This window comes from Chryseobacterium sp. WLY505 (genome assembly GCF_030846215.1).
Classification (GTDB): Bacteria; Bacteroidota; Bacteroidia; order Flavobacteriales; family Weeksellaceae; genus Chryseobacterium.
On sequence record NZ_JAVCWI010000004.1, the window covers coordinates 143,909 to 168,845 of the forward strand.

The following is a 24,937-nucleotide window of genomic DNA, read 5'->3' on the forward strand; positions in this document are numbered from 1 at the left end:
CATGAAAGACCTTATGAAAAAACGTTTACCATATAAAAATATTGAAGCCTTTGTTTTCAGACTTTGGGAACGGGAAGTTTCGGAAGACTCAATCTCTGAAAAAGAAAATGAACTTTTAAAGCAATGGAGAACTCAGACAGAAAAAAATCTGGATGCTACTCATATGAAAGAATCCAAAGAAAGAATATTGTCCGGACTGGAGTATTATTTTCCTCAAACAGAAAGTATTTCTATTTCATCTGTAAAAAGCTTTACAACACATCTCTATAAAATAGCTGCAGTTATTATTCTGTTGTTATCATTGGGCGGAATATTTACCTACACCATGTTCATTAAGCCTGATGTATATCTTGCAAAATCAGGAAACCGTATTGTTCAGCTTGAAGACGGATCTGTAGTTACTCTTTTATCAGGCGCTGTACTGACTGTAGAAAAATCTTTTCCTGCGTCTACCAGAGTGGTGGATTTAAAAGGAGATGCCATATTCTCTGTCGCAAAATCTAAAACACATCCTTTTATCGTTCGTGCAGATGGCTTCAGTACCAAAGTATTGGGAACGGTATTTAAGATTTCACAGTCAGGCAAGAAAAAAGCGGTTGATCTTTATGAAGGGAAGGTTGCTGTTTCTTCTCCTGGCGTTCCGGTTTCTTTCCTTGCACCGAATCAGAAATGGACCAACTTTGGAATTGCGCATACTACAGCCATTATTGCATTGAAACCTGTAAAAAACTCAGCAAAAACAGTTCCTGCGATATTGTCTTTGAGCTTTAACGATGTTCCTTTAAAAGAAGTAGTAGCAGTCCTGGAAAGTAATTACAGTACAACGGTTCTGTATCCTAAAGAATCTGAAAATAAAAAGATTACTGCCGATTTCACAGGAGGTACCGTTGGCGAAAATATTGAATCCCTGGCCTTCATTCTGGGGTTGGAAGTACAGAAAAAAGAAAACACCTATATCCTTAAAAAATAAATCATTATTCAAAAAAAATTAAATAATCATAATCAAGAGAACACTATTAAGTATGAAAAGTTTGAAATGTGGAATTACCATAGCAGCCTTATTTTTTACTGTAGCCGCAGAAGCTCAGGAGCTGGTTCAGAAAGTGACATTTTCTGTACCTGCCAACAGACCGTTGATTGAAGTTTTGGAAGAATTTGCCGGAAAAACGGGAATGAGACTGGCGTATTCCAAGGTAGACATTAAAGAGCTGAAGGTAAAAGGAGTAAAATGCGAAAATACTTCTGTCAACAACTGTCTGAAGGATATTACGAACGGACTTCCAATTATTTACCGACTGCATGGTGATCTTATTTCGATAAAATATGAAAGCTCTGCTATTTCCGCATTGGGAAACGGACGAATTTCCGGTAAAATAGTGGATGAGGTAGGAAATCCCATTACCGGAGCAGAAGTTACTGTAGCTCAGAAAACAGTGGTCACTGATAATAACGGTGACTTTACGATAGATCTTCCCTCGGGAACTTATAATCTGACCATAAAAGCACCTAAATATAATACGCTGAGAGTTGAAAAATTATCTGTTACGAATAAAGAAACCAATGCTGTTTCATTTGCTTTAAACAAAGCCTCAGATAAAATTACAGACATCAAAGAAGTGGTCATTACGGCAGCCCGTAAAGCAGATACTCAGGCAGGACTTCTTGCCCAGCAGAAGAAAGCAGCGCAGATGAGTGATGGTATTTCTGCAGAACAAATTTCCAAAACACCGGACAGCGATGTAGGAGGAACTTTGAAAAGAGTAACAGGAATCACGACTATTGATAATAAATATGTAGTGGTACGATCTATGGGAGAACGCTGGAACACTGCTGCCATGGATGGAATCAACCTGCCAAGTACGGAAGCTTATAACCAGAACTTTTCATTTGATATTATTCCTACGGCAATGGTAGAAAGTGTGGTGGTAAGCAAATCGGCCACCCCGGATATGAATGCCAGTTTTGCAGGAGGTTATGTAGAAGTGAGAACGAAAGATATTCCCAATGAAAATTTTACAACCGTAACGTTGGGAACTTCATATAATGATCAGTCGGCCTTCAAAGAATTTCTAACCCGTAAACGTGGAAAGTATGATTATTTTGGATATGATGATGGTACAAGAGATTTTCCAAAAGGACTGGAGCCGATGAACTGGACAGATCCAAGGTTTTTTGAACAATCCAGGCAGTTTACCAATGACAATTTCAGCACCTATAAAACCAGAGGTGACATGGGATCTAATATACAGCTGGCACTGGGAAGAACGTACGCTCTTAAAAACAATAATAAATGGGGATTTGCAGGAGCATTTGTCATCAGAAATGAGCAGAATAAACTGGATATTGACCATACAGGAAGAGGAAACTGGCTGGATACCACAGGACCTTATGTCGCTGATTGGGAAACAAAGGGAGTCGCTCCGATACCATTTTATAATTTCAAAAATAAAGGAGCTTCCTATAATTACAACTCTACGGTAGCGGGGATGCTTAATTTTGGGCTTCAGCTAGGGAAAAACAGAATCTCATTCCGTAATTCATATACTCATATTTTTGATAATACACTGACAAGAGTTACCGGATGGAATGAATATACCACTGGTAGTTCCATGGCTTCCAACGCGGAATTAGCCTATAATTATTTTTATAACGGTATCATCCCCAATAATGATCCTGCTCAGATTAAAAACTTAGACAGGCCTTATACTGATAACACCAATTACCCTATTTTTCAGATGCTTCTACAAAATAAACTGGAAGGAAATCATAAAATAGGAAATGCAGAAGTCAACTGGTTTGCAGCAAGAACAGGGATAACATCTGATACGAAAGATTATACACAATATCTGACACTTTATGATTTTATCGGGAGTGAAATTCTGACCTATCATAAAATTTATAATACCGGAGGAAATTTTTACAGAGGATATATCGCCAATAAAGAAACAGATTACAATTATGGAGCTTCCGTTAAATGGGATCTAGATTTGGGAAATTTAAAAAATACGGTTAAGACAGGCTATGCAGGTACATTGAAGAATAATACCAATCAACAACAGAAGTTCTTTCTGCGAGTGGATGAGAACAGAAATGTTCCGAATAGTGAGAAAAATTATTTGACGATGTATGGAGCTCTGGCAGATTGGTTCAATGGATCTCAATATGTACCGGGTGGTATCGGATGGGAAACCAAAGCATTGTATAAAAATGACAAGTATGAAGGAGAGGTGAGTCAGCATGCGGTTTTTGTGATGTTTGATAACCGTTGGAAGAAATTAAGGTTAGTTTGGGGACTTCGTGCAGAATACTTTAAATATGATCTTATCTCACAGCAATTAGACCCAAGTGATACAAAGAATGTAGAAAGAGCGGCTATTGAGGATAAGCCATGGCAATGGATGCCCTCTGCAAACTTTACCTACAGCCCTACCAATAAAATTAATCTAAGGCTTGCTTACAACAGATCTGTGATCCGTCCTCAGTTCAATGAAAGAACAGGACTTCCTTATTTCGATCCGATAGCTAATGGTTTAATCTATAATACCGAAATGACATCTTCTGTCATTAATAATTATGATTTCAAATTTGAATGGTTTCCCGGATTGGGAGAAATATTTTCTGCAGGGCTCTATTATAAAAATATAGACCGGCCGATAGAACGTGAGGGGCATATTTCCAGCGAAGGAAACTTATATCTCTATAATGGTAATTCGAAAAATGCAAAATTATTGGGAGTGGAAGCTGAAGTAAGAAAGAATTTAGGATTTATTGCAGACGGAACCTTTCTGGAAAAGCTTTTCATCAGTGGAAACTTTACCTATAACCATACGAAAGTAGTGGCTTTTAAAGACCTTTATAAAACAGGTGACAATGATGAAACCTATGAAGTAAAACGCCCGCTCTATGGACAGACTCCTTATGCCTATAATCTTGGATTGACATATGATGGTGACCGTTTGGGACTGAGCTTTTTATACAATGCTAAAGGAGATCAGTATATCACTGTCGGATATGCTTACAAGGGTGAAGAAATACAGCGCCCTTATGCTGTGGCAGACGCACAGATCTCCTATAAATTTCTTCGGAATAAAAACCTTGAATTAAAATTAAATGCCAGAAACTTATTCAACAGGGTGAAGGAATACTATAATAATTATAATTCCTATGCGATACCTCTGGGATTGGGGAGTGCCATCGGAACTGAGCGGGAAGCCTGGGGACTTTTACCCGGTGCAACAGACAGATATGATAAGAATATTGATAAGATTATGTTTCGGGCCTACAGCGGAAGAATGTTCAGCCTAAGTGTGAACTATATGTTCTAAAACACGAATATCAAAAACAACAATAGAGAAAGATATCTTAAATATAGCAGCGTACAGGTTTCGGGAACCTGATCAAAACTGAAAATTACTGATGATGCGCACAGCAGTACAGTTCTGAAAAAACCGGACGTTAACAGCTTTTCCCAGGCATTAACGATTCTTATGGGAACGCCCGCAATGCAGTTCCTCCTGCAGCGATGGGATGAACACCAAAAAACAAATCGAAGGAATAGAGAGGAAGATATTCCTGAATATTAAAAAACTGATCTGGTATAAAAATAACACAGCCGGATTGTACTAAAAATTATAACAATGAAAAGACTAACTCTAATTGCAGTGGCAGCATTATCTCTTACAGCTTGTCAAAATGATCAACTGGCAGATTCATCTTCTCCATTCGAAATGAAATCTACTTCTGCTGAGTACCTTACAGCTTCTGCGCTGCCGGTAACCAGTGTAAGTGGTGATATTACTTCAAATACTACATGGAGTGGTGTAGTTGAACTAAATGGAATTGTAACTGTAAAAAATGGGGCTACATTAACAATCCAGCCGGGTACATTCATTAAGGCTAAACCAAACACAAACAATACAGCTACAGGAGTTTTGGTAATTTCTAAAACAGGAAAAATCAACGCAGCAGGTACGGAAGCTCAGCCAATCATTTTCACAAGCTACAAATTGTTAGATGGAAACGAAGATACAACTGCTGCTCCTGGTGACTTTGGAGGGGTTATTATCTTAGGAGATGCTCCTACCAACACGCCTTTCACAAAAACAATTGAAGGATTATCTGGTCCTGATTTCTATTACGGAGGTACCAATGCTTCTCATAACGGGGGAACATTGAAGTATGTACGTATCGAATTTGCAGGATACGATCTTTTAGCGCCAAACTCAGGAAACGAAATCAACGGTCTTACTTTAGGAGGGGTTGGAAACGGAACTACTTTGGATCATATTCAGGTATCTTTCGGAAAAGATGACTCTTTCGAATTCTTCGGTGGTACTGTAAACGCTTCAAACCTTGTTTCTTTTGCTGCAGATGATGATAACTTCGATTTCGATAACGGATATACAGGAACTATTACTTGTGCATTAGCTTTGGCAGATTACAACTCTACACACAGTCTTAGCGGATCAAGCCCTGATTCTAACGGTATCGAGCTTGATAACAACGCAGAAGGTTCTTCTACAACATTGTTAACTCACCCGGTGATCAACAACCTTACTATCGTTGGTTCTAAGAACTCTACTAAAGGTGCTTTGTATGAAAACGGTATCCACATCAGAAGACATGGAAGATTAACATTAAATAACGCTGTCGTTACAGGATATCCTGTTGGAATCAAAGTAGAAGGTACAGGTTCTGAACTTTCTTCAGCTTCAGCTTACAGCACAATCCAGGTTCACGGATTTACTACTTCCGTTACAGGTACAGGAACAGCGGGAATCCCTGCAGCCAATCTGTTAACTGGAACTCCTGCATCTCTATGGGGTATGAGCCAGCCGTTCTTCAACGAAGGTGGTTGGAATGTATCTCCAAGAAACTGTGGAAACTTCCAGGGACTTTGGACAAAATACAATTTCTCTGTTGTAGAATAATAAAAAACTTTAAAAAGCAGGGAACAGCTTATGCTGCTTCCTTGCTTTTACTTCAAAAACATTAATCATCAGCATTATGAAAAAAATAATTTTATCATCTGCTCTGTTTTTATCCCACCTGGCTGCAGCACAGTCTCTGGTATGGGGAAATTCTTTTGATACTCCTGCCGATCTTCAGGGCTGGACCTTTCATGACCTCAATGGCAATGGAAACGGATGGGTACAGGGAGAAAACATCTATCACAACGGAACTACCTTGGCCTATGGAACTGCAGGTGTTCTCCGCCATTCTATCAATTTGGTTCCAAATGGAAATGCTAACGGATTTACCACAGAAAATGACTGGATTATTTCTCCTCAGATTGACCTTACCAATATTGCAGGAACCATTACGCTGGCCGCTTATATCGGGAGACAGAGATCTACTCATACAATTGTTGCCAGAGAACTTTTTATCTATGTAAGCACACCGCAGAAAGAAGTTCCAACGTTATCGGACTTTCAGGCAATGACCGTAGATGCAGACGGAAATGATGTTCAGAGTATGTATAAAATACAAGTAGGTGATTCAGCCAATCCTTTTCCGGCTGATCTTACCCAGTTTGTAGAATCCCTTGTAGATCTTTCTGCTTTTGCCGGAAAAAAGATCTATATCGGAATGTGGTCAAACAGAAAAACAAGCGGAAATAATGTCCAGAACATTAATATTGATGAAATAGGAATTTTTAATACTCCATTTTTGGGAACTAAGGATGTAAAAGGAAACAAAACACTTACACAAATAGCAGAAAATCCGGTAAGAGAATCTTTACAGCTGCAGCTTAACCCGGCATTGAAAGAAAACACAACTGTAGTCAATATTTACAATGCAGCAGGACAAAAAGTATTAACCACTCCATATGCTAAAGCGATAAATATGGCTGGTATTATAGCAGGAGCGTATATCGCTGAAATTACGGATGGAAAAACTACGGAAAGACTGAAGTTTATTAAAAAATAATCATTCTATCCCCTGGAATCTGATTTTTAGCAGCACTATGAAATTTTATATAAAATAATGGGTAGCCTTCGCAAAAAGGTTATCCAGAACATATCCAACTAGTTTTTTTATAATTATATATTGCCCGGCTCATGGGCCGGGCAATATTTTTTAAGTTTTACAAGAAATAATTGAAAAAGATGAATAAAATCTTTGCATTACTACTGTTTTTTACTGCACTTTTTTCATGTACAGACAGCAATACGATGGAGCTGTATGATAAAGTACAGAAACCCGGAGAGGTTAATATCAAAGGGTTTTCCAAACCTGATGTCCTTCAGTTGAGGTTCAACGGACAGCCTGTATCTATAGCTGGAAAAACGTCCTACACCAATAAAATAGAAACCCAGCTTCAGTTTGTTCTGGATCAGGGAGAAACCAACAAATTGTCTGTCTACAATAATGAAACAGGCGCTGAAATTGCAAAATACAATATTACATATGACAATGTAAATGATTATAAAGACCTCTACTTCTTTAATCTTCCTGGAATTTATCTGCAGACTTATGCGGTAAAACCTCAGGTGAATCTCGGGAAAGTAGGTTTTGAGTTTATTATTCCTAACCTGGGAGAATTTTCCGGAACTTCTCTAAAAGATGTAAAGGGCATTTTGAAAAGAGAAAACGGAGTCGTGCTTGCCGAGTTTGACAATATAGGAAAAGACAACTTTACCGCAGTAAAAATCTATAGTTTTTTCAGCTCGACAGCTCCCATATATCTGGAATTGTACAAACCGGGAACTACAGAGCCTTACGCAGGATCTAAAATGATTCAGGTGAAATTAAAACAACACACGGGCGCCAATATGATTGTCCTTCAGGAAAAAATGGAAAATGGAGAATGGGTGGTAAAAGGAGATATTGACGTAGCAGAATATCTGTAATTATATATATGAAAAACTTTTTAAAACTTCAATATATTGCCATCGCAGTTTTTCTCATTTCGTGTACCAATAATAATGACGAAAGTGCACCCGTTTTTCCGGAGGGAAGTACAGAATTTGTGAATCTATGGGTTCAGGACAGTATGAAACGGTATTATTATTGGGCAGATGAGATGCCTGCAAAGCCGGATTATCAGCTTCCTGTAAAAGATTTTTTCAAAAGTCTATTGTCTTCCAAAGATCGGTTTTCTTTCATGGTGAATACGGAAGATTCCTCTTCGTATCCACGTTCTATAAGGAATATGTACGGTTTTGATTATACGGTTGTTCAACTTGTCAATAATGAGGTTGTTACGGTGGTAAAGCTGGTGCTTCAGAATTCTCCTGCGTTCAATTCAGGACTGGAAAGAGGAATGATCATTACCAAAGTCAATGGAAAAGTAATGACAGCTGCGAATGCCGAAGCAATAGCTTCATCCATTAAAGACCAGACGGTTATAGAGCTTACCGTTGGAAAGTGGCAAAATGGAGGTGTTACGGATGAAAAAAATATCACCGTGTACTATGGTTTTTCTTTTGAACAGCCTGTTTTATCCAAAGTTTTTGAAAAAAATGGTAAAAAAGTAGGTTATCTGTACATCTATGATTTCCCTGACGGAATGACTCAGACATTGTACCAAAAGTTTGGGGAATTGAAAGCCGCCGGAGTGAAGGAATTAATTCTGGATCTTCGATACAATTATGGAGGTTCGGTATCCTCTGCCGCAGCACTTTGTTCCCTAATTCCTTCGGGATTATCATCTGGTTCCCCCTTCATCATTTTTAAAGGAAATAAAAACGGAGGTGAAGTAAAAAGAACATTTGCCCAACAGATTGCTTACGATCCCAAAGCTTTGGACTTTACAACTTTGCGTGCGAATGCTTTGGGGTTGCAGAAAGTATTTATCCTCACATCAAACAGTACAGCATCTGCAGCCGAAATTGTGGTGAATAACCTGAAACCTTACATGCAGGTTATTCAGCTGGGAGATATTACGCTGGGGAAAGATATGGCTGGATTTGTTGTGGAAGACAAACGTAAACCGAGAAAAATTTCCTGGCAGATTCATCCGGTGATTTATAAAGTTTTTAATGCCAACGGAGGAGGAGAATACAGCAATGGAATTTCACCACAGGTGATTGTCAATGAATTTGCAGGACTTCCATTATTACCTTTGGGAGATCCTAACGAAACGCTTATTTCTTCTGCACTTAACGGAGGATATTTCAAATCAGCTGCTCACGAAAAGAATGGAAATATCAAAATTTTATTTCAGAGTGACGTACCTCCGGTTATGATGGAAAAATAAGCTGGATACAAAAACAAAAAATAATATAAAAAATATCTTTATCCTTTACCAATTCACAAAATAACTAAAATGATAAAATCATGCAGGGAATAGAACCAAAACTTCACATGAACCTGACCAGCCGTATTGAATATTACCGTCTGCTGATAGAAGCTGCGGAAGATCCCGAAAGCCAGCCTTCAGAGGTTATTACTCAGATTTCAGAACTGGGTCATCTGTATGAGGAGTATCTGCTCAACAAAAAAAATCTGGAGAACAGCATTAAAAACTACCGGGAATATCATAACAATTTAAGAAAGAAACTGACGTCAAGACTGCGGGAGTTGAGAAGAAAAGCAAGACAGAAATAATGTCTGAAACATACTTTATCAGTTGATTTTGCGGTGAAATTCATACCTTTATGACCATCAAGATGAAGGATGAAAAACTTATGAATTTTAACCCAACAGAACTTTCCGGTTATTTACAGATATTTTGGCAGTTTTCCTCGCCACAATGGGTTATATTCAGTCTGATCGCTAATATTTTCCTATATCTGTTTTCTATAAGTTTATATATTTTTATCGAAAAAACTTGCCGTAAAAGTCAGTTACAGGAAAAAAATCATCCTGTTACCCAATCTGACTTTTATCTTAGTCTGCTTACCATAGTCTGTAACAGCTTTGTAATGCTTCTGGGAGCTTTTTTATGGAAAAACGGATGGATAGTGCTGGGACAAACAGAATCTGTAATTGGAATAATAACGGAAGTAGTTGTTTTACTGCTCTTAATGGATCTTCTGATGTATTTCTTTCATTATGCAGCACATTTACCTTTTATCTACAAAGTTTTGCATGGAAAACATCATGACCATATCAGTACCAATTTTTTGAGCCTTTTTGTTCTGCATCCTTTTGAAACCATAGGATTCGGAATGATGATGCTGGTTTTACTTATAGGCTATGATTTTTCTGTGATCTCCATTTCAGTTTATCTCTTACTTAATCTTATCTGGGGAACGATAGGGCATTTGAACAGAGAGTTTTTTCCGGCTTCTTTTGACCGTTTCTTTGTAGGAACAACAAGGTTTCACAATCAGCACCATCTTGATGAAAGTAAAAACTTCGGATTTTATACTTCGGTCTGGGACAGGGTATTCGGAACCTATAAGTAACTTTTGGCATTAAAGTTTCAGATGATTCAGTACTTTGTCCAGCAGATAATTAAAGTTTTTTAATTCTTCAGAGGTAAGTATAGAAGCCGTCTGATGAGTGATAGCCTTACGGAACGTTTCAGAATTATCTACAATAAACCTTCCTTTATCCGTTACTGAAAGATTGAATTTCCTGTGGTCTGCTTTCTCCTGTTCCCGGACAATCAAATCTTGACCGATCAGAAATTTCAGCTGTTTTGAAATGGCTGGCTGGCTTATGTTAAAGGCCAATGATATTTCCCTTCCTGTTGCTGTTCCTTTCCTCATAATAAATTCAATAATATTATAATGAGCAGCAGTTACTCCGTTAATGTCGCCCCGATTCATATGAGCCAGAATAAGACATTGGAAATCAGTAAATGTGTTAAAAAATTCTTTTTCAATGGGTTTCATGAGAATTATACTTAACTTAGTTAATTATTAACAAAGTTAAACATTTTTATCATGGAAAATATAGAAATTACTAATGCCCGGCAGAATAATCTCAAAAATATTTCCATAAAAATTCCAAAGTACAGGATTGTGGTTTTTACAGGAGTGTCAGGATCCGGAAAATCATCTTTGGTTTTTGAAACCATTGGGGCTGAAGCACAGAGACAGATTAATGAAACCCAGAACAGTTTTATCAGAAACCGCCTGCAGCATTATGGCCTTCCGGATGTAGATAAAATTGAAAACCTTAATGTTCCAATCATTATCAATCAAAAACGGTTGGGCGGAAATGCCAGATCTACAGTGGGAACGGCAGCGGACGTGTCTGCTTCTCTGAGACTGTTGTTTTCGAGAATGGGAGAGCCGTTTGTAGGATATTCCAATGTATTTTCATTCAATCATCTACAGGGAATGTGCCCTGAATGTGAAGGATTAGGTTTTGTTCAGACATTAAATGTCAATGTTTTAATTGATCGTGATAAATCTTTACACGAAGGTGCAGTCCGTTTCCCAACTTTTCAACCTGGAGGATGGCGTTTAACAAGATATACTTTCTCCGGTTATTTCGATAACGATAAAAAACTAAAGGATTTCACCGATAAAGAATGGGAAACCCTGCTGTATGCGCCGGAACACAAACCTAAGCATCCTCATAAAGAATGGGGAAAAACGGTAAAATATGAAGGAATTGTTCCAAGGATTGAAAAAGCGTTTCTGAAAAAAGATTCAAAAGAAAACATTACAAGAAAAGACGCCCTGAACCATGTTGTTATTACCAAAACATGTCCGTTATGCAACGGAAAACGGTTGAATGAAAAAATACTGTCCTGTAAAATCGAAGGTAAAAGTATTGCAGATTGTATGGCCCTTTCAGTGGATGAACTGCTTGAGTTTATTACCTCACTGGATTCAAAAGCATATGAAGTCGTCATCAAAGAACTTTCCGCAAAGCTGCAGAATATCATTACGATCGGATTGCAGTATCTGACTCTGGACAGAAGTACCAATACGCTTTCCGGAGGAGAATCTCAGCGTATAAAAATGGTTAGGAGCCTGGGAAACAGCCTGATAGATCTGTTGTATATTTTTGATGAACCCAGTATTGGACTTCATCCGAAGGATCTGCAGAATATCATCACTATTATTCAGCAGATCAGAGACAAAGGAAACTCTGTTTTAATCGTAGAACATGATCCGGATCTCATAAAAATGGCAGACCGTGTGATTGATATAGGCCCGGGTTCAGGAAGAAATGGAGGAGAAGTGGTGTATAACGGAACATTTAAAAATCTAAAAAATTCTGCAGGTAAAACAGGTTCTTATTTCGCAACGAAACCTTCCATCAAACAAGAATTCAGAAAACCTGATGGCTATCTTGAAATTAAAAATGCCAACAGGTATAATCTTAAAAACGTAACCGTACAGATTCCAACGGGAGTAATGACAGTGGTAACAGGAGTGGCGGGATCTGGAAAAAGTACTCTGATTAATCGTATTCTGCCGGAAATTTATCCGGAGGTGACCATTATTGATCAATCGCTCTTTGCAGCAAGCGCCCGTTCCAATTTGCTTACTTATCTCGGAATATCAGATATTGTACGTAAGCTTTTTGCACAATCCAATCATGTTTCAGATAAACTCTTCAGCAGGAATAGTGACGGAGCCTGCAAAAACTGTAAAGGATTGGGAATAGAAAAAATTGACCTTGCTTTTATGGATGATATTGAGCAACCCTGTGAAGTTTGTGGAGGATCTGGATTTGATCCGGATGTATTGCAATATACTTATAACGGAAAAACAATTGTGGAAGTGATGAACATGACGGTTTCTGAGGCTGCTGATTTTTTTAAGGAAAAATTTGTTCTTAAAAATTTTAGTCTGCTGATACAATTAGGTCTTGATTATCTTACATTAGGACAAAGGCTGGACAGCTTTTCCGGAGGCGAAAGACAGCGCCTGAAACTCACAAGAGAACTGAAAAACACCAATCAGATCATTATTCTTGATGAACCGAGTACCGGACTGCATCCAAGTGATACCCAAAAGCTGCTTACGTTCTTTAACGGGCTTGTAAATCAGAATAACACATTGATTGTTATAGAGCACAATCTTGATATTATTTCGCAGGCAGACTGGATTATTGATATGGGACCGGGCGCAGGTAAATTTGGTGGTGAAGTATTGTTTGAAGGAACTCCGCCGGAGCTATTGAAAAACAAAATATCATATACCGCGGAGTTTCTGAGGAAACATATTCAGTGAAAGGAATGAAAAATAAAGAGTATTAGAATGAGCTTTACTTTATAAGAATGGAATTAAATTTTAACGCAAAGTTTAAGAGATAATTTTTTACTTTAAGGTAGCAAAGAGCTGCAGCAAGCTGCTTAAAAAGCTTATAGATAAACATCAGCTTCATCGGTTGATTGCAAATTAACTCTCTCTTAGCTTTCTAAAATATTGCTACCCTTAGAATCAACTTTGCGTTGAAAAACTTTTAAGATTATAAACCATTAAGAATAATGAAAAAATGAAGAGTATTAAGATGAGCAACCTATCATTGCGAACCAAAGGTGAAGCAATCTCATACTTGTAACTCAACTTAATACTCTTAAAACCTTATCAGCCTTAATGGTTTAAAGATTATTTTTTATTACCCGATTTCATAGCAGATTTTATTGCTTTTTCAATCACTCTCCAGTCATAATAATGAAATACTCTGCCATTACTCATGGCAACAAAAACGCCTTTAGGAAATTTCGGTCCCAAGTTAACATTTGTCACTTCAGACCCATCACTTTCCAGTGTAGAAACCGGAATTTCTGCAATCCTTCCTTTAGACTGATCTTCTCTTAAATACACATTGAAGGTATCATTCTGCTGATTTGAAACCAGAATATATCCTTTCCCTTTAGCAGTAGGATAGATCGAAATACCTTCCACATCAGATTTAAAATCTCCTTTTCCGAATACCGATAATTCTTCATTTCCTTTTTCCGGATCAGCATAATATTTATGAACCCCGAACTGCTCATCAGAATAATAGATATAACCCATTTCATCATCTACAGCAATGCTTTCAATCTCTTTCAGACCACTGTATTTCCCAAATTTGCGGACAACTTCTCCTGTGACAGACCCATTTTTCTCAGAAAGTTTATATTGCCAAAGGTAGCCATCACTTGGACCAGATTTTCTTCCTGCAATCACAAATATTTCTTCTGTCTGCGGATTTTTATACATGGAAACTCCCATCGGACCACGTTCAGTTTCACCTTCAAATACGGAGATTTCTCCCACTTCTTTTAGTTCAGGAAGCGAGTATAATTTTACTTTGTTGGTTTCCCTTTCAGTTACCGCTGCGATATCTGTTTTCTTTCCATTGAAAATAAAACCATATTCAATATCAACATTGTTGGGACGTTTCAATCCTAACACTTTATTGATAATTTTCCCATTAAGATCAAAGGCATACAATCCGCCATCAGTATCTTTATCTGTTCCGATGATGATACTTTTTGAAGCATCCTGAGGATTGATCCATATGGCAGGATCGTCCGTATCATGAACTACGGTTTCTGTAATAACGGTCGGTTTTAATTTTTCTATAACTTCTTTCTGCCCTGTACAGTTGATCACAAAAGGAAGAACTGAAAGAGCCAGTATATAATGTATGTTTTTCATGCGTATTTTAAAAATCAAATTTCACTCCCATCGTAAACCTCGGTCTGTAATATTCAGCCTGTGCGGTTCTGCTTGGGATTCCCTGGTAGTATCTTAACGGCTGGTTCGTAAGATTATTGGCTTCTGCAAAAATTCTCAGCTGGCTGGTAATCTTGTAAGAAGCATTGGCATCAAGAAAGAACTGTTTGTCGTAATAACGGTCATCAAATGCTTTGCCGCCAAGCTCGTCAATATAATGAGAAGCATAGTTCATGGAAACTCTCGCCGAAAAACGTTTGTTTTCCCATGAAAGAGATCCGTTGAACATGTGAGGAGCAGCTCCCGGAAGTCCTACATCCGTTCTTTCCACCCCATCTTCATTGGTAATTCCCTTTGCCTTAGATTTGGTGTACGTATAGTTCACATAGACTCCAAGTCCCTTCCAGAAAGCTCCGGGAATGAAATCAAGCTGTCTTTGTAAAGCGACTTCAAAACCATAAATATCTACATTGTCACCGTTACGCTGCTGGGTGAATTTCCAGTTGCTTTCTCCGGCAGGAATAGGGTTGGTTTGTCCTGCAAAATCATTCGCGAAGTCATTCGCAGTATAATTTCTCTTTGAATAAGTATAAATAAAGTCGTTCAGGTTTTTATAAAAAACACCTCCTGAAAGAATTCCGACAGATTTGAAGTATTTTTCTGCCATGAAATCAAAATTGTAGGCATAGGTCGCTTTCAGGTTCGGATTTCCTGCTGCAACAATTTCATCTTCTGAAATAACATTCAGGTAAGGAACCAGCGAGTAGTAATTCGGGCGGGCAAGAGCCGTAGTAAATGCTGCACGAAGGACAAGATCCTGCATCGGAACATATTTAAAGGAGATATTCGGAAGTACGTTGGTGTAGGTGTTGGTATTATTGATTTGTCCTACCAGATCCTTCTCATTCATCACATAATTTCCGGTGTAATCAATCTGGGTTGTTTCAATACGTGCTCCAACGATCATCGATAGTTTATCATTAAAATCCTGATCCCATCGGATATAGCCTGCATAAATCTGCTCCTTTGCATTGTAATTGCTGGAAAGATATTTTTCAGGTTTAAGTTTGCCGTTAAATAAAGTTGGATTGAACAAATCCAGCCCTCCAAGGAAAGATGGATCAACAAAAGTTCCCGGAACATAATTTCCAGGCTGGAAGTTCTCACCATTAAGATGTATGGTGGGTACGGATAATAGACTTCCCATACTGTTGACCGGAGTAAAAGCATAGAAATCATTCTCTCTTTCCTTTTTCTTCAAACGCATACGGAAACCGGTACGAAGACGTCCTTTCTGTCCGTCAATCACGGAAAACGGAAAACGTACATTCACTTTTGCGCCCAATTCTTTTTCCTGGGTAAAGTTATTGGCATCCGAAAGATCACTCAGTTTATAGCTGCCCAGATTGTCTGCTGCCAGAAGATTGAACATTGGTTTTTCAGGATTGCTAAGATCCGGAGAAAAGTTCATCTTGCTGTTTTCAAATTCTATATAACGCTGATGAGGTTTGTCTTCACTGGCGATGGCATAGTTTACAGACCAGTCAAGATCTACTTTAGAGCCTAATAAATGTTCCCCTCTTAAGGCATAGTTCTGCACTTTCTGCTTTTCCAGACGGGTGTTGTCATTATCGGCATCACCTCCTTTATTCTGTCTGGTGATACTTCCTTTCCAGTCTGTAATCTCAGTTTCATCGGCATTGTAAACAGGCTTTATTTTATATCCCAATGCCATTCTGGTTTCCTTATCATTCCGGAAGTTGTACATCGCAGAAGCGTAGATCTTGTTTTTGGAATTGAATTCATAATCCATATTAAGATCAAAACTATGTCTGATACGATGTTCATTATAATAACGTACTCCCATTTTGCTTACATAAACCGTTTGGGCAAGATCATTGGCCTGGCTCCATACAGGTTCTATATTATCAGAACCAAAATTGTTATTGTTATAGGAAAAGCTGAATACAGCGCCTAGTTTTTTATCCAAAAACCTGTTTCCATAGACAAATCCGGCGGTATAATTTCCTTTTTCACGGATGGGGTTGTATCCTCCGGCAACGGTGGCGGAGATTCTCTGACCATTCGGGGAAGCTCTGGTGATAAGATTTACAGAACCTCCGATGGCATCGGCATCCATATCCGGAGTTAAAGTCTTGTTAACTTCGATGGTGGAAATCATATCAGACGGAATCAAATCCATCTGGACATTACGATTGTCTCCTTCAGCAGATGGAATTCGGTCTCCATTCAGGGTAACTGAGTTAAGATTGGGAGCAAGCCCTCTGATGATAAGGTTTCTGGCTTCACCCTGATCATTCTGTATAGTGATTCCCGGAACACGCTTCAAAGCGTCCCCAATATTGGCATCAGGAAAACGCCCGATCTGATCGGAAGAAATCACATTGGTTATATTGGCATTGTTTTTCTGTTTGTTTAAGGCTCTTGCCTGATTTTTAAGAGTTGCTCCTGAAACGACAATGGCAGCAATGGAGGTTTCTTTTTTGTCGAAAATAATATTCTGACGGGTGTTTTTCTCAGCTTCTACCGTTACAGTATACTCATGCACACCATAGCCAAGGTAATCAATCTTCATGGTATAACTTCCCGGAGGAACATTGAGAAATACAAAGTTTCCATGTTCATCAGAGGTAGTATATATATTTCCCGGGCTTAGAGAAATCTTGGCCCCAGGCAGGGCAATCTTTGAGTCATCATTGATGTTTCCGGACAAAGAACCGGTTTGTGCATAGAAAAAAATAGAGGCACAAAATAAAACAGACGTAAAAATTTTCTTCACTTTTAATATTTTAGATAAAAATCAAAACAAAATTAAACGTCTGTTTGGAAAAGGAGTTGAAGAGAAAATTAAGGTTTTCTTAAGAATTGTTAATATGGAAAGATAAAAGATAAAAGATAAAAGATAAAAGATAAAAGATAAAAGATAAAAGATAAAAGATAAAAGATAAAAGATAAAAGATAAAAGATCTTGTTGTTAAAATTCAATAGGGGTGGGCTTTAGCCCGTCTTACAAATTGTAAATAATTCTATTGGCTTTAGCCCAAACATAGAATTTTCGTTTAGTGAGAAGTATTCAATAGATCCTGCACGATAATTTTAGACTTTTCAATTAATTCATTCGATCTGTAAAGCTGGCTGGTCAGTATGGAGCTTTCAAAAAGAAGATAGACGTGTGATGAAACCATATCGTTTTGAATATCTTCATTGAAACATGCTCTCAATTTATTTTTATGATGACGGATTACATTGTGAATTTCTTCTTTATCTGCAGGAATTTCCGACAAAATATTCAGAAAGCTGCATCCTCTGAAATCTTCTCTTTTATTCATATCAATCAGAAAATCAAAGGATTTCTGAAACTTTTCCTGCAATGTTTCCGCCTTCGATGTAAATTTTTCAAGTTCGGATACCCAGTAATCATACCTTTTATTGAGAAATTCAATACAAAGGTCATCTTTAGACTTAAAATGCTGGTAAAAACTTGCTTTGGATACATCAGCTTCATCAATGATCTGATTGATGCCCGTATTGTTGTAACCCTGTCTATGGAAGAGAACCATAGCAGTGCTTATTATTCTTTCGCGGGGTTTGGGCATAATGTAAAATTTTTACAAATGTAATTAAAATATGAACAGACCGGTACGTGTGGTTTCTAAATAAAACCTCTGGCATAATAGAGCTGAATAACGAAGAAAAGTACGGTGAAAAACCATACGATGTAAGGATGATAGCTGAAGTTATTTTTCAGAATATAATGCAACGCTTTGAAAAGCTTGAAAATTCCGATAATTCCAATGATAATAAAAACCAGAAAGACCAGAAAGAACATATATTCTCTTGTACCATAGTTACTTATCTTGGTCAGGTTTTCTATATAAGCATCTACATTCATAGTTTGCCCCAGAAACATAGCCGAACTGATTAATATAAAAAAAGGAGTAGAAGTATATACGGTTGTATAAATAAAAGAAAATAATAAGGTCCGGAAGATCACGGTATTTACTTTTTCTTTTTTGTACCATAACAAAGCAACAGTGAATATGACTGCAGTAATATTATTCATCAAAAAAATAAAGAGCGCTTTTTCTACCATGCTTAGCCCCTTGATCTTTGAAATAATATTGTGCTCACCACCATAATCCATTAAAATTACGGAGATAATCACAGAGGTGTACACAGACAATTTGATAGGGGAGAGGTAGTCGTGAAAACGTTCAGCCTCTTCTTTTTCCATCTCATGAACAGACAGGTCATAACATCGGCGCGGGTCCTGAAATAACTTGAAGATAGTTACCGGAACCAATAATATTTCAATAATAATCTGCAGGCACAGCTTCTCAAAGCTATCGATTAATTTTTCAAACATATATGTGTATTTGTATTAGGGGGAACGTTTTGCAATTTAATTATTTTTTGCCACACATCTCAAAAGTGAATAAAAAAGAATGGATGATTCTGAGTGAATCATCCATTTTTTTATCTAAAAGGAATATTTTATTTCGGAAGCCCTTTTTTTAATGCAATATGGGCTCTTTCTACCGCTTTTCTTTCTTTCCAGTCCATATACCTTTTTTTGTATCTGGCTTTCATAAAGTTATCGAAATTACGCTGAACAGCAAGATTCCAGAGAGAATGTGCTTTTACAGCCCAGCTTTTATCCCATGCACGCAGTGAAATAGAGAAAGACCCATCCAGATATTTCATCCAGTGCCACCAGCCTGTAGGCATGAATAATGTATCTCCGTGTTCCAGGAAACACTCAATTCCTTCAATACCATCCAATGCCGGGAATTTTTCAAAATCAGGATTGGCAATATCATAATCTTCCAGTGCATAGGTAGCATACGGAAGTTTATACAGACGTGTTTTCCACTTGTATTCAAACAGAAGAACATGCTTTCTTCCATTGAAGTGAGTATGGAAAATATGCGGCATGTCGATATCGTAATGAAGGAAAGTCACAGAACCTTTACCTCCGAAAAACATACTTGGATATTTATCTAAAAATCCACCCATCAGATTCTTTGGCGGAACATAGTCGTCCAATAGTTTAGGCGCAAATTTTATAGGGTCAAAGAAGAAAATCCTCAGATCAGTAGGCTCTCTCTGAATAAGATCCACATAATCGCGAAAAGGCATTTTTGTAGTCGGAGTATTGATAGGAGCTGCAGGATCTGCTTTGGAACTGTCATAAAGGGGAACTTCAACGTCACCTACCACTTCCTTCATGTAATCCATCGTCCATTTTTGATACGCGGGCCACTTTCTTGCCATATTTCTGATTACCACTGGCTTACATGGCTTTAGATACTTTTCACGGAAATCTTCTTGTGAAATGTCATCTACAATATCAATTGGTTTAAGGATTATTCCCATTCGTTCAAATTATTAAGCTAAAGTATTAAATATTTGTGACAATGAAATGGAAAGAATTAAAATTATTTGGAATTAATATAAATAAATAATAAAGTACCTGTTTCTGCTTTGTTTTTTTGGAGTTATTACGATATAATTTCATCTTCTGTTCTTTTAAAATTTCTAGTGTTTAAACGGTAAAAAGATCGTTGTGAAATACAATAATTATATGTGTGATTGCTGTATTAAAAATGACCATGAAACGTTTTACTGCTATTATTTTTTCACTGGTTTTTGCCACTGGTTTTTCACAGAAACCGACCATGATTTTTACTTCAGATATTGATAATTTTTGGACGGCTTATGACAGCATCCAAAAAACAAATGATTATTCCGGAAAGCTGGATCTTATCAAAAGATTATATACTGATAAAGCTACAAAAGGCTTAAAAGATTTTATGAATGGCAGAAAAGTCTAAAACCGGCCATAAATAGCCTTTTCATAAATAGATGATTAATAAGAAAGATCTGAAAATGAATTTCTTTTATCCTTGAATATATTATTGGTTGTATATTAAAATTTTATTGATTTTCTGATTTTTTTAGCCTTTTCATAAGATTCTATGGATGGAAGAAGATTTAACCTTTTTCAAAAAAAGGTTATATTCGGCTTCATAAAAATATTGATATGCAAGTATATGAAGGGATTTCTGTGGGGTTGTATCTGTTGTTAATGATAGGTATAGGCATATATTCTTATAGAAAATCAGCAAGTAATTCAGAGGAATTTTTAATTGGCGGCCGAAAAATGGGAGCTGCCGTAACAGCATTGTCTGCAGGAGCAGCCGATATGAGCGGATGGCTTTTGATGGGCGTTCCGGGAGCAATGTATCTGTCCGGAATTTCAAGCGCGTGGATTGCGATAGGGCTTACCATTGGAGCTTATCTCAATTATATTATTGTAGCCCCAAGGCTCAGAATTTATACAGAAGTGGCGCAGAATGCCATTACGTTACCTGTATTTTTTGAAAACAGATTTAAAAATAAAAATCAGCTTCTGAAAATTACATCCTCTGTTTTCATTCTGGTATTTTTTACTCTGTACACTTCTGCAGGAATGGTATCCGGCGGAAAATTATTCGAATCAGCTTTCGGGATGGATTATACGGTGGGCTTGCTCCTGACAAGTCTGGTAGTCGTGCTGTATACTTTTCTAGGAGGATTTCTGGCAGTAAGTCTTACTGATTTTGTGCAAGGCACCATTATGGTATTGGCATTGGTGATTGTTCCTATTGTAGCGATTACCCAAATCGGAAGTGTGGGAGAGACTTTTTCTCTGATTGAAGCAAAAAATCCAAAATATCTGGATCTGTTCCGAGGCACTACGACTGTAAGTATTCTGTCTTTACTGGCTTGGGGATTAGGATATTGCGGTCAGCCCCATATTCTGGTACGTTTTATGGCCATTGATAAACCGAAAGATCTGATCAAAGCAAGACGCATCGGGATTACATGGATGATCTTTACTGTTGCCGGAGCCTTAGCCATAGGATTGGTAGGAATTGCTTATCTGCAAAAGTTCGATCTGAATACTATGATAAAGTTTGATGGATCAAAGACGGAAGCAGAAACTATTTTCATCTATTTCTCGCGTATATTATTCCATCCGTTTATTGCAGGATTTTTACTTACAGCCATTCTGGCAGCGGTAATGAGTACAATTTCTTCCCAGCTATTGGTGACTTCAAGCTCATTAACAGAAGATATTTACAAAGCATTTCTGAATAAAAAAGCAACTTCCAGACAATTATTAATAGCAAGCAGGCTTTCTGTTTTGCTCGTAGCTGTCATTGCAGTACTTTTATCCCTGGATCCTAAGGATAGTATTCTTAATCTGGTAGGAAATGCATGGGCCGGTTTTGGTTCTGCATTCGGACCTTTGATCCTGCTTTCTCTCTTATGGAAAAAGGCAACATGGCAGGGAGGCTTTGCCGGGATGATGGTAGGAGGAATTACTGTTTTAGCATGGGTTTATCTGCAACACCCACTGAAAGACTGGTATGAAATCATTCCTGGGTTTACGCTTTCTCTGTTGACCAACGTGATTGTTTCATTATCAACCTATAAGCCTGATCCTGTTATTGAAAGTGAATTCAATGAAGTTCAAAAGATCATGCAGGAGTAACCCCAAAAACTTAGATGTTTCATTTTATTAGATAGAATCTCCCCTTGCATAGACAAGGGGTTTTTTCTTGAATTTCAGGTATCCTGATGAAAAATATTTATCTTTAGCGTTCGCAATCTGTCATCTTCAGATGAAAATATTATAAAAAGAGAATCTTTAATCCCCATTGAAAAAACTTTTACACCATTTAAAATTCAGATTTCATCAAAGTTTCAGACTGTTAAATCTGAATCCCAGAGCAAGTATTCCTGTTATGATCATGCTTGGCGCTTTGATTGTAGTGAAGCTGCCTGAAGTCTGGTATTATCCACCTTTGTTTTTTATACTGGCATTGCTGTTTCATTATGAAAGAAAAGATATTCCTTTTTTGAAAAAAATTTTTGTTACCAGCTGGCGATGGGTTATTATGTTGGAAGCAGTATTTATTTACAGTGTTCTGCTTTGTGGAAACATCCATTACAAACTGGAGAAAACAGTATTATTTTCACTACCGGCCTTTGTCGTGCTGGCTTTTATCACACCAAGAACAAGACCCTGGCTGGCGTTACAATGGAATTCTATTCCGGATGATTTATTTGAATGGAAAAGTTTTCTGAGAAAAAATACCTGGCTGGCAATTTTCGGCCTTATCGTAATCTGGGGTTCGGCTTATCATCCTGTAACGTTGATTCTGGCGGGAGTATTTGCACTGGATTATGTCTCACATATTTACGAGCTCAATGAAAGCAAAGAAATGCTGGAAATGTATTTCAGGAAATATACTTTAAAAGAGAAACTCAGGAAAAACTCACTGTTTTTTAATATTTTACTGTTGCCAGTATATGGTTTGTTTCTCGTTCTGCATTCTGCCGAGGCCTTGTACATACTTTATTATTTTGTCTTTATGAATCTGTATTTCTTACTGATTCTCACCAGAAAATACAAACAGTATCATTACAAAGAGAGAGGAAATCATTTTAATATGGGAGTTTTTATTGAATATACAATATGTAGTTTGACCATCATTCCGGCACTATTTGTATGGAAAAAAAATATAAAAGAAGCTTCCCAAAATATCAAAACTTATGTTGGAGATTAAAAACGTACAGGTCCATTTTAAAAATCAGAAAGTTTTAAACGATCTGAATCTAACCATAGAAGAAGGCTGCATTGTAGGACTGCTTGGAAAAAACGGAGCCGGAAAGACCACTTTGTTTGAATCTCTGTACCAGAGTACTCCGTTTTCCGGAGAGATCACATGGAAGAACGAACAGTTGAAACGCGAAATGATCTCCTATCTTGAAACTGAAAACTACTTTTATCCTTACATTACTGGAGAAGAATATCTGGCCTATTTCACTTCAAAAAAAGAAGCGGAGGTTAAAGATATTATTGAAAAATTTAATCTTCCTTTAAAAAAATATGTACAGTATTACTCCAGCGGAATGAAGAAAAAACTGGCTCTCACCGGAATGCTGATGCTGGATAAGCCTATTAATATTCTGGATGAACCTTTCAATGGAGTAGATTTTGAAGGTGTTCATATTCTTTATGATATTATCAGACAGTTGAAATCCCAAAATAAAGTAGTAATGGTGAGTTCCCATATTATTGAAACCCTTTTTCATACCTGTGATAAGATTGCACTGCTCCAGGATGGGAAAATTGAAAAAATCTACGGAAAGGAAGATTTTGATCATCTGAATGCTCTAAAGTTTTAGAATAGGAAAATCAATTACTATTTAACACTGTGTGAAACTGCGGCGGTGGAGGCTGTGGAACCCTTTTATGTGCATAATCACTTTTTATAAAGAAACCTTCCGATAAGGGGAAGGTTTTTTCATAACTTCACCATAAAATAGATTCAAGAATATGAAGCTGAAGTTAGGGATATTAGATCAGTCACCCACCGCAATGGGAGGGAGTGCTGCAACTGCATTGACATACAGTATTAACCTTGCTCTATTAGCGGAAGAAACAGGATTTCACAGCATTATGTATTCTGAACATCATGGCGTAGAAGCATATGCCAGTTCAAGTCCTGAACTTTTAGCTGCCATTGCCCTCAATACAACAAACCGGATCAAAGTAGGAACGGCAGGGATTATGATGAGAAACTATTCTGCCTATAAAATTGCAGAATGGACCAAAATGCTGTCTACCTTGTATCCTGAACGGTTTATTCTCGGACTGGGAAAAGCACCGGGCGGATTAAAAGATGCTGTAATGGCTCTCAACAATCATAAACCAGTCATTTTATCCAATATGGAAACAAAACTGGAAGAGATCATTCAATTCATAAAAGACGAAGAAGGAGTTTATAATGGACTTATCGCGCAGCCGACTCATGTACAGCATATTCCGGAAATTATGTGGCTCGGTTCAGGAATGACTTCTGCCAGAGAAGCAGCCAAACACGGGATCGGATATTCATTCGCCGCTTTTATGAATAGTGAAAATGGAAAAGAAAATACAGATATTTATCTCAAAGAATTTGATAGCACACAATATTTTCCTCAGCCTTCATTACAGGTTGCGGTAGCGGTATCAATAGCAGATAAAATTGAAGATGCCAGACGGAATGCCTATGGAATGGCCTATCAGTTTTTGCAATCCAGGCAATTGGTAAGTCCCAATGCGGTTCTTTCTCCGGAAGCGGTAGAACAGAAAGTTTTGGGAACAAAGGATGAGGAAGAATTCTTTGCTGTTTTAAACAGAATTATTATAGAAACACCACAGTCCGTTCATCAGAAATTAGATGAGATCGCCCAAAAGTACAATACAGATGATCTTCTGATCTTGTGTAATATGTACCGGGAAGAAGATCGTATCAACACCTATAAAAGTATCATTAAAAATAACAGATAAACTC

The 24,937-nt window shown here is 37.5% G+C and carries 20 protein-coding genes; 14 read left to right on the plus strand and 6 right to left on the minus strand.

The window, feature by feature from the left end; translation table 11 throughout:
* Nucleotides 1-13: 13 nt before the first annotated feature.
* The 8 genes from RAH34_RS10980 to RAH34_RS11015 all read left to right on the plus strand — a co-directional run bounded on the left by RAH34_RS10980 (nt 14) and on the right by RAH34_RS11015 (nt 10,355).
* Nucleotides 14-970, plus strand: a complete 957-nt coding sequence (locus RAH34_RS10980; protein ID WP_306596165.1) for a FecR family protein — start codon at nt 14-16, stop codon at nt 968-970.
* A 52-nt stretch (nt 971-1,022) separates the two neighbouring features.
* Nucleotides 1,023-4,325, plus strand: coding sequence for a TonB-dependent receptor (locus tag RAH34_RS10985; RefSeq protein WP_306596166.1), 3,303 nt, complete (start codon nt 1,023-1,025; stop codon nt 4,323-4,325).
* A gap of 312 nt (nt 4,326-4,637) precedes the next feature.
* Nucleotides 4,638-5,930 (plus strand): hypothetical protein, encoded by a 1,293-nt coding sequence (locus tag RAH34_RS10990; protein ID WP_114821527.1) that lies wholly within the window; start codon nt 4,638-4,640, stop codon nt 5,928-5,930.
* A gap of 76 nt (nt 5,931-6,006) precedes the next feature.
* A complete protein-coding gene (locus RAH34_RS10995; RefSeq protein WP_306596167.1) occupies nt 6,007-6,930 on the plus strand; it encodes a T9SS-dependent choice-of-anchor J family protein in 924 nt (307 codons plus the stop codon).
* A 179-nt stretch (nt 6,931-7,109) separates the two neighbouring features.
* On the plus strand, nt 7,110-7,853 hold the full coding sequence (locus RAH34_RS11000; protein ID WP_306596168.1) for a hypothetical protein: 744 nt from the start codon (nt 7,110-7,112) through the stop codon (nt 7,851-7,853).
* A gap of 8 nt (nt 7,854-7,861) precedes the next feature.
* Entirely contained in the window at nt 7,862-9,202 is a 1,341-nt protein-coding gene (locus tag RAH34_RS11005; RefSeq protein ID WP_306596169.1) for a S41 family peptidase, read from the plus strand.
* Between the two features lie 80 nt (nt 9,203-9,282).
* Nucleotides 9,283-9,552: a hypothetical protein gene (locus RAH34_RS11010; RefSeq protein ID WP_114821524.1), complete on the plus strand. Its 270-nt coding sequence runs from the start codon at nt 9,283-9,285 to the stop codon at nt 9,550-9,552.
* A 50-nt stretch (nt 9,553-9,602) separates the two neighbouring features.
* Nucleotides 9,603-10,355 carry a sterol desaturase family protein gene (locus RAH34_RS11015; RefSeq protein WP_306596170.1) on the plus strand — a complete coding sequence of 251 codons (753 nt, stop codon included), beginning with the start codon at nt 9,603-9,605 and terminating at the stop codon, nt 10,353-10,355.
* A gap of 9 nt (nt 10,356-10,364) precedes the next feature.
* Here RAH34_RS11015 and RAH34_RS11020 read toward each other — a convergent pair whose 3' ends face one another.
* Nucleotides 10,365-10,787, minus strand: a complete 423-nt coding sequence (locus tag RAH34_RS11020; RefSeq protein ID WP_306596171.1) for a MarR family winged helix-turn-helix transcriptional regulator — start codon at nt 10,785-10,787, stop codon at nt 10,365-10,367.
* Nucleotides 10,788-10,838: 51 nt separating this feature from the next.
* Here RAH34_RS11020 and RAH34_RS11025 point away from each other — a divergent pair, with 51 nt between their 5' ends.
* A complete protein-coding gene (locus RAH34_RS11025; protein WP_306596172.1) occupies nt 10,839-13,088 on the plus strand; it encodes an excinuclease ABC subunit UvrA in 2,250 nt (749 codons plus the stop codon).
* Nucleotides 13,089-13,466: 378 nt separating this feature from the next.
* On the opposite strand, the gene RAH34_RS11030 is transcribed toward RAH34_RS11025, so the two are convergent.
* From RAH34_RS11030 to RAH34_RS11050, 5 genes are all read right to left on the minus strand, one after another.
* Entirely contained in the window at nt 13,467-14,507 is a 1,041-nt protein-coding gene (locus RAH34_RS11030) for a phytase (protein ID WP_306596173.1), read from the minus strand.
* A 7-nt stretch (nt 14,508-14,514) separates the two neighbouring features.
* A complete protein-coding gene (locus RAH34_RS11035) occupies nt 14,515-17,325 on the minus strand; it encodes a TonB-dependent receptor (RefSeq protein WP_306596174.1) in 2,811 nt (936 codons plus the stop codon).
* Nucleotides 17,326-17,605: 280 nt separating this feature from the next.
* Nucleotides 17,606-18,142, minus strand: coding sequence for a TetR/AcrR family transcriptional regulator (locus tag RAH34_RS11040; protein ID WP_306596175.1), 537 nt, complete (start codon nt 18,140-18,142; stop codon nt 17,606-17,608).
* Nucleotides 18,143-18,198: 56 nt separating this feature from the next.
* On the minus strand, nt 18,199-18,912 hold the full coding sequence (locus tag RAH34_RS11045; protein ID WP_306596176.1) for a hypothetical protein: 714 nt from the start codon (nt 18,910-18,912) through the stop codon (nt 18,199-18,201).
* A gap of 128 nt (nt 18,913-19,040) precedes the next feature.
* Nucleotides 19,041-19,922 (minus strand): cupin-like domain-containing protein, encoded by an 882-nt coding sequence (locus tag RAH34_RS11050; protein ID WP_306596177.1) that lies wholly within the window; start codon nt 19,920-19,922, stop codon nt 19,041-19,043.
* 236 nt (nt 19,923-20,158) lie between these two features.
* On the opposite strand from RAH34_RS11050, the gene RAH34_RS11055 reads away from it, so the two are divergent.
* From RAH34_RS11055 to RAH34_RS11075, 5 genes are all read left to right on the plus strand, one after another.
* A complete protein-coding gene (locus tag RAH34_RS11055) occupies nt 20,159-20,380 on the plus strand; it encodes a hypothetical protein (RefSeq protein WP_306596178.1) in 222 nt (73 codons plus the stop codon).
* Between the two features lie 209 nt (nt 20,381-20,589).
* Nucleotides 20,590-22,086: a sodium/proline symporter PutP gene (gene putP / locus RAH34_RS11060; protein WP_306596179.1), complete on the plus strand. Its 1,497-nt coding sequence runs from the start codon at nt 20,590-20,592 to the stop codon at nt 22,084-22,086.
* A gap of 166 nt (nt 22,087-22,252) precedes the next feature.
* A complete protein-coding gene (locus RAH34_RS11065) occupies nt 22,253-23,164 on the plus strand; it encodes a hypothetical protein (protein ID WP_306596180.1) in 912 nt (303 codons plus the stop codon).
* Entirely contained in the window at nt 23,151-23,786 is a 636-nt protein-coding gene (locus tag RAH34_RS11070; RefSeq protein ID WP_306596181.1) for an ATP-binding cassette domain-containing protein, read from the plus strand. The genes RAH34_RS11065 and RAH34_RS11070 overlap by 14 nt, the downstream gene beginning before the upstream one ends.
* A 151-nt stretch (nt 23,787-23,937) precedes the next feature.
* Nucleotides 23,938-24,933 carry an MsnO8 family LLM class oxidoreductase gene (locus RAH34_RS11075; protein ID WP_306596182.1) on the plus strand — a complete coding sequence of 332 codons (996 nt, stop codon included), beginning with the start codon at nt 23,938-23,940 and terminating at the stop codon, nt 24,931-24,933.
* Nucleotides 24,934-24,937 lie beyond the last annotated feature (4 nt).

Bases quoted from the DNA above. Each gene is read 5' to 3' on its own strand.
- RAH34_RS10980 (WP_306596165.1), top strand. From the start codon at position 14: ATGAAAAAACGTTTACCATATAAAAATATTGAAGCCTTTGTTTTCAGA.
- RAH34_RS10985 (WP_306596166.1), top strand. From the start codon at position 1,023: ATGAAAAGTTTGAAATGTGGAATTACCATAGCAGCCTTATTTTTTACT.
- RAH34_RS10990 (WP_114821527.1), top strand. From the start codon at position 4,638: ATGAAAAGACTAACTCTAATTGCAGTGGCAGCATTATCTCTTACAGCT.
- RAH34_RS10995 (WP_306596167.1), top strand. From the start codon at position 6,007: ATGAAAAAAATAATTTTATCATCTGCTCTGTTTTTATCCCACCTGGCT.
- RAH34_RS11000 (WP_306596168.1), top strand. From the start codon at position 7,110: ATGAATAAAATCTTTGCATTACTACTGTTTTTTACTGCACTTTTTTCA.
- RAH34_RS11005 (WP_306596169.1), top strand. From the start codon at position 7,862: ATGAAAAACTTTTTAAAACTTCAATATATTGCCATCGCAGTTTTTCTC.
- RAH34_RS11010 (WP_114821524.1), top strand. From the start codon at position 9,283: ATGCAGGGAATAGAACCAAAACTTCACATGAACCTGACCAGCCGTATT.
- RAH34_RS11015 (WP_306596170.1), top strand. From the start codon at position 9,603: ATGACCATCAAGATGAAGGATGAAAAACTTATGAATTTTAACCCAACA.
- RAH34_RS11020 (WP_306596171.1), bottom strand. From the start codon at position 10,787: ATGAAACCCATTGAAAAAGAATTTTTTAACACATTTACTGATTTCCAA.
- RAH34_RS11025 (WP_306596172.1), top strand. From the start codon at position 10,839: ATGGAAAATATAGAAATTACTAATGCCCGGCAGAATAATCTCAAAAAT.
- RAH34_RS11030 (WP_306596173.1), bottom strand. From the start codon at position 14,507: ATGAAAAACATACATTATATACTGGCTCTTTCAGTTCTTCCTTTTGTG.
- RAH34_RS11040 (WP_306596175.1), bottom strand. From the start codon at position 18,142: ATGCCCAAACCCCGCGAAAGAATAATAAGCACTGCTATGGTTCTCTTC.
- RAH34_RS11045 (WP_306596176.1), bottom strand. From the start codon at position 18,912: ATGTTTGAAAAATTAATCGATAGCTTTGAGAAGCTGTGCCTGCAGATT.
- RAH34_RS11050 (WP_306596177.1), bottom strand. From the start codon at position 19,922: ATGGGAATAATCCTTAAACCAATTGATATTGTAGATGACATTTCACAA.
- RAH34_RS11055 (WP_306596178.1), top strand. From the start codon at position 20,159: ATGAAACGTTTTACTGCTATTATTTTTTCACTGGTTTTTGCCACTGGT.
- putP (WP_306596179.1), top strand. From the start codon at position 20,590: ATGCAAGTATATGAAGGGATTTCTGTGGGGTTGTATCTGTTGTTAATG.
- RAH34_RS11070 (WP_306596181.1), top strand. From the start codon at position 23,151: ATGTTGGAGATTAAAAACGTACAGGTCCATTTTAAAAATCAGAAAGTT.
- RAH34_RS11075 (WP_306596182.1), top strand. From the start codon at position 23,938: ATGAAGCTGAAGTTAGGGATATTAGATCAGTCACCCACCGCAATGGGA.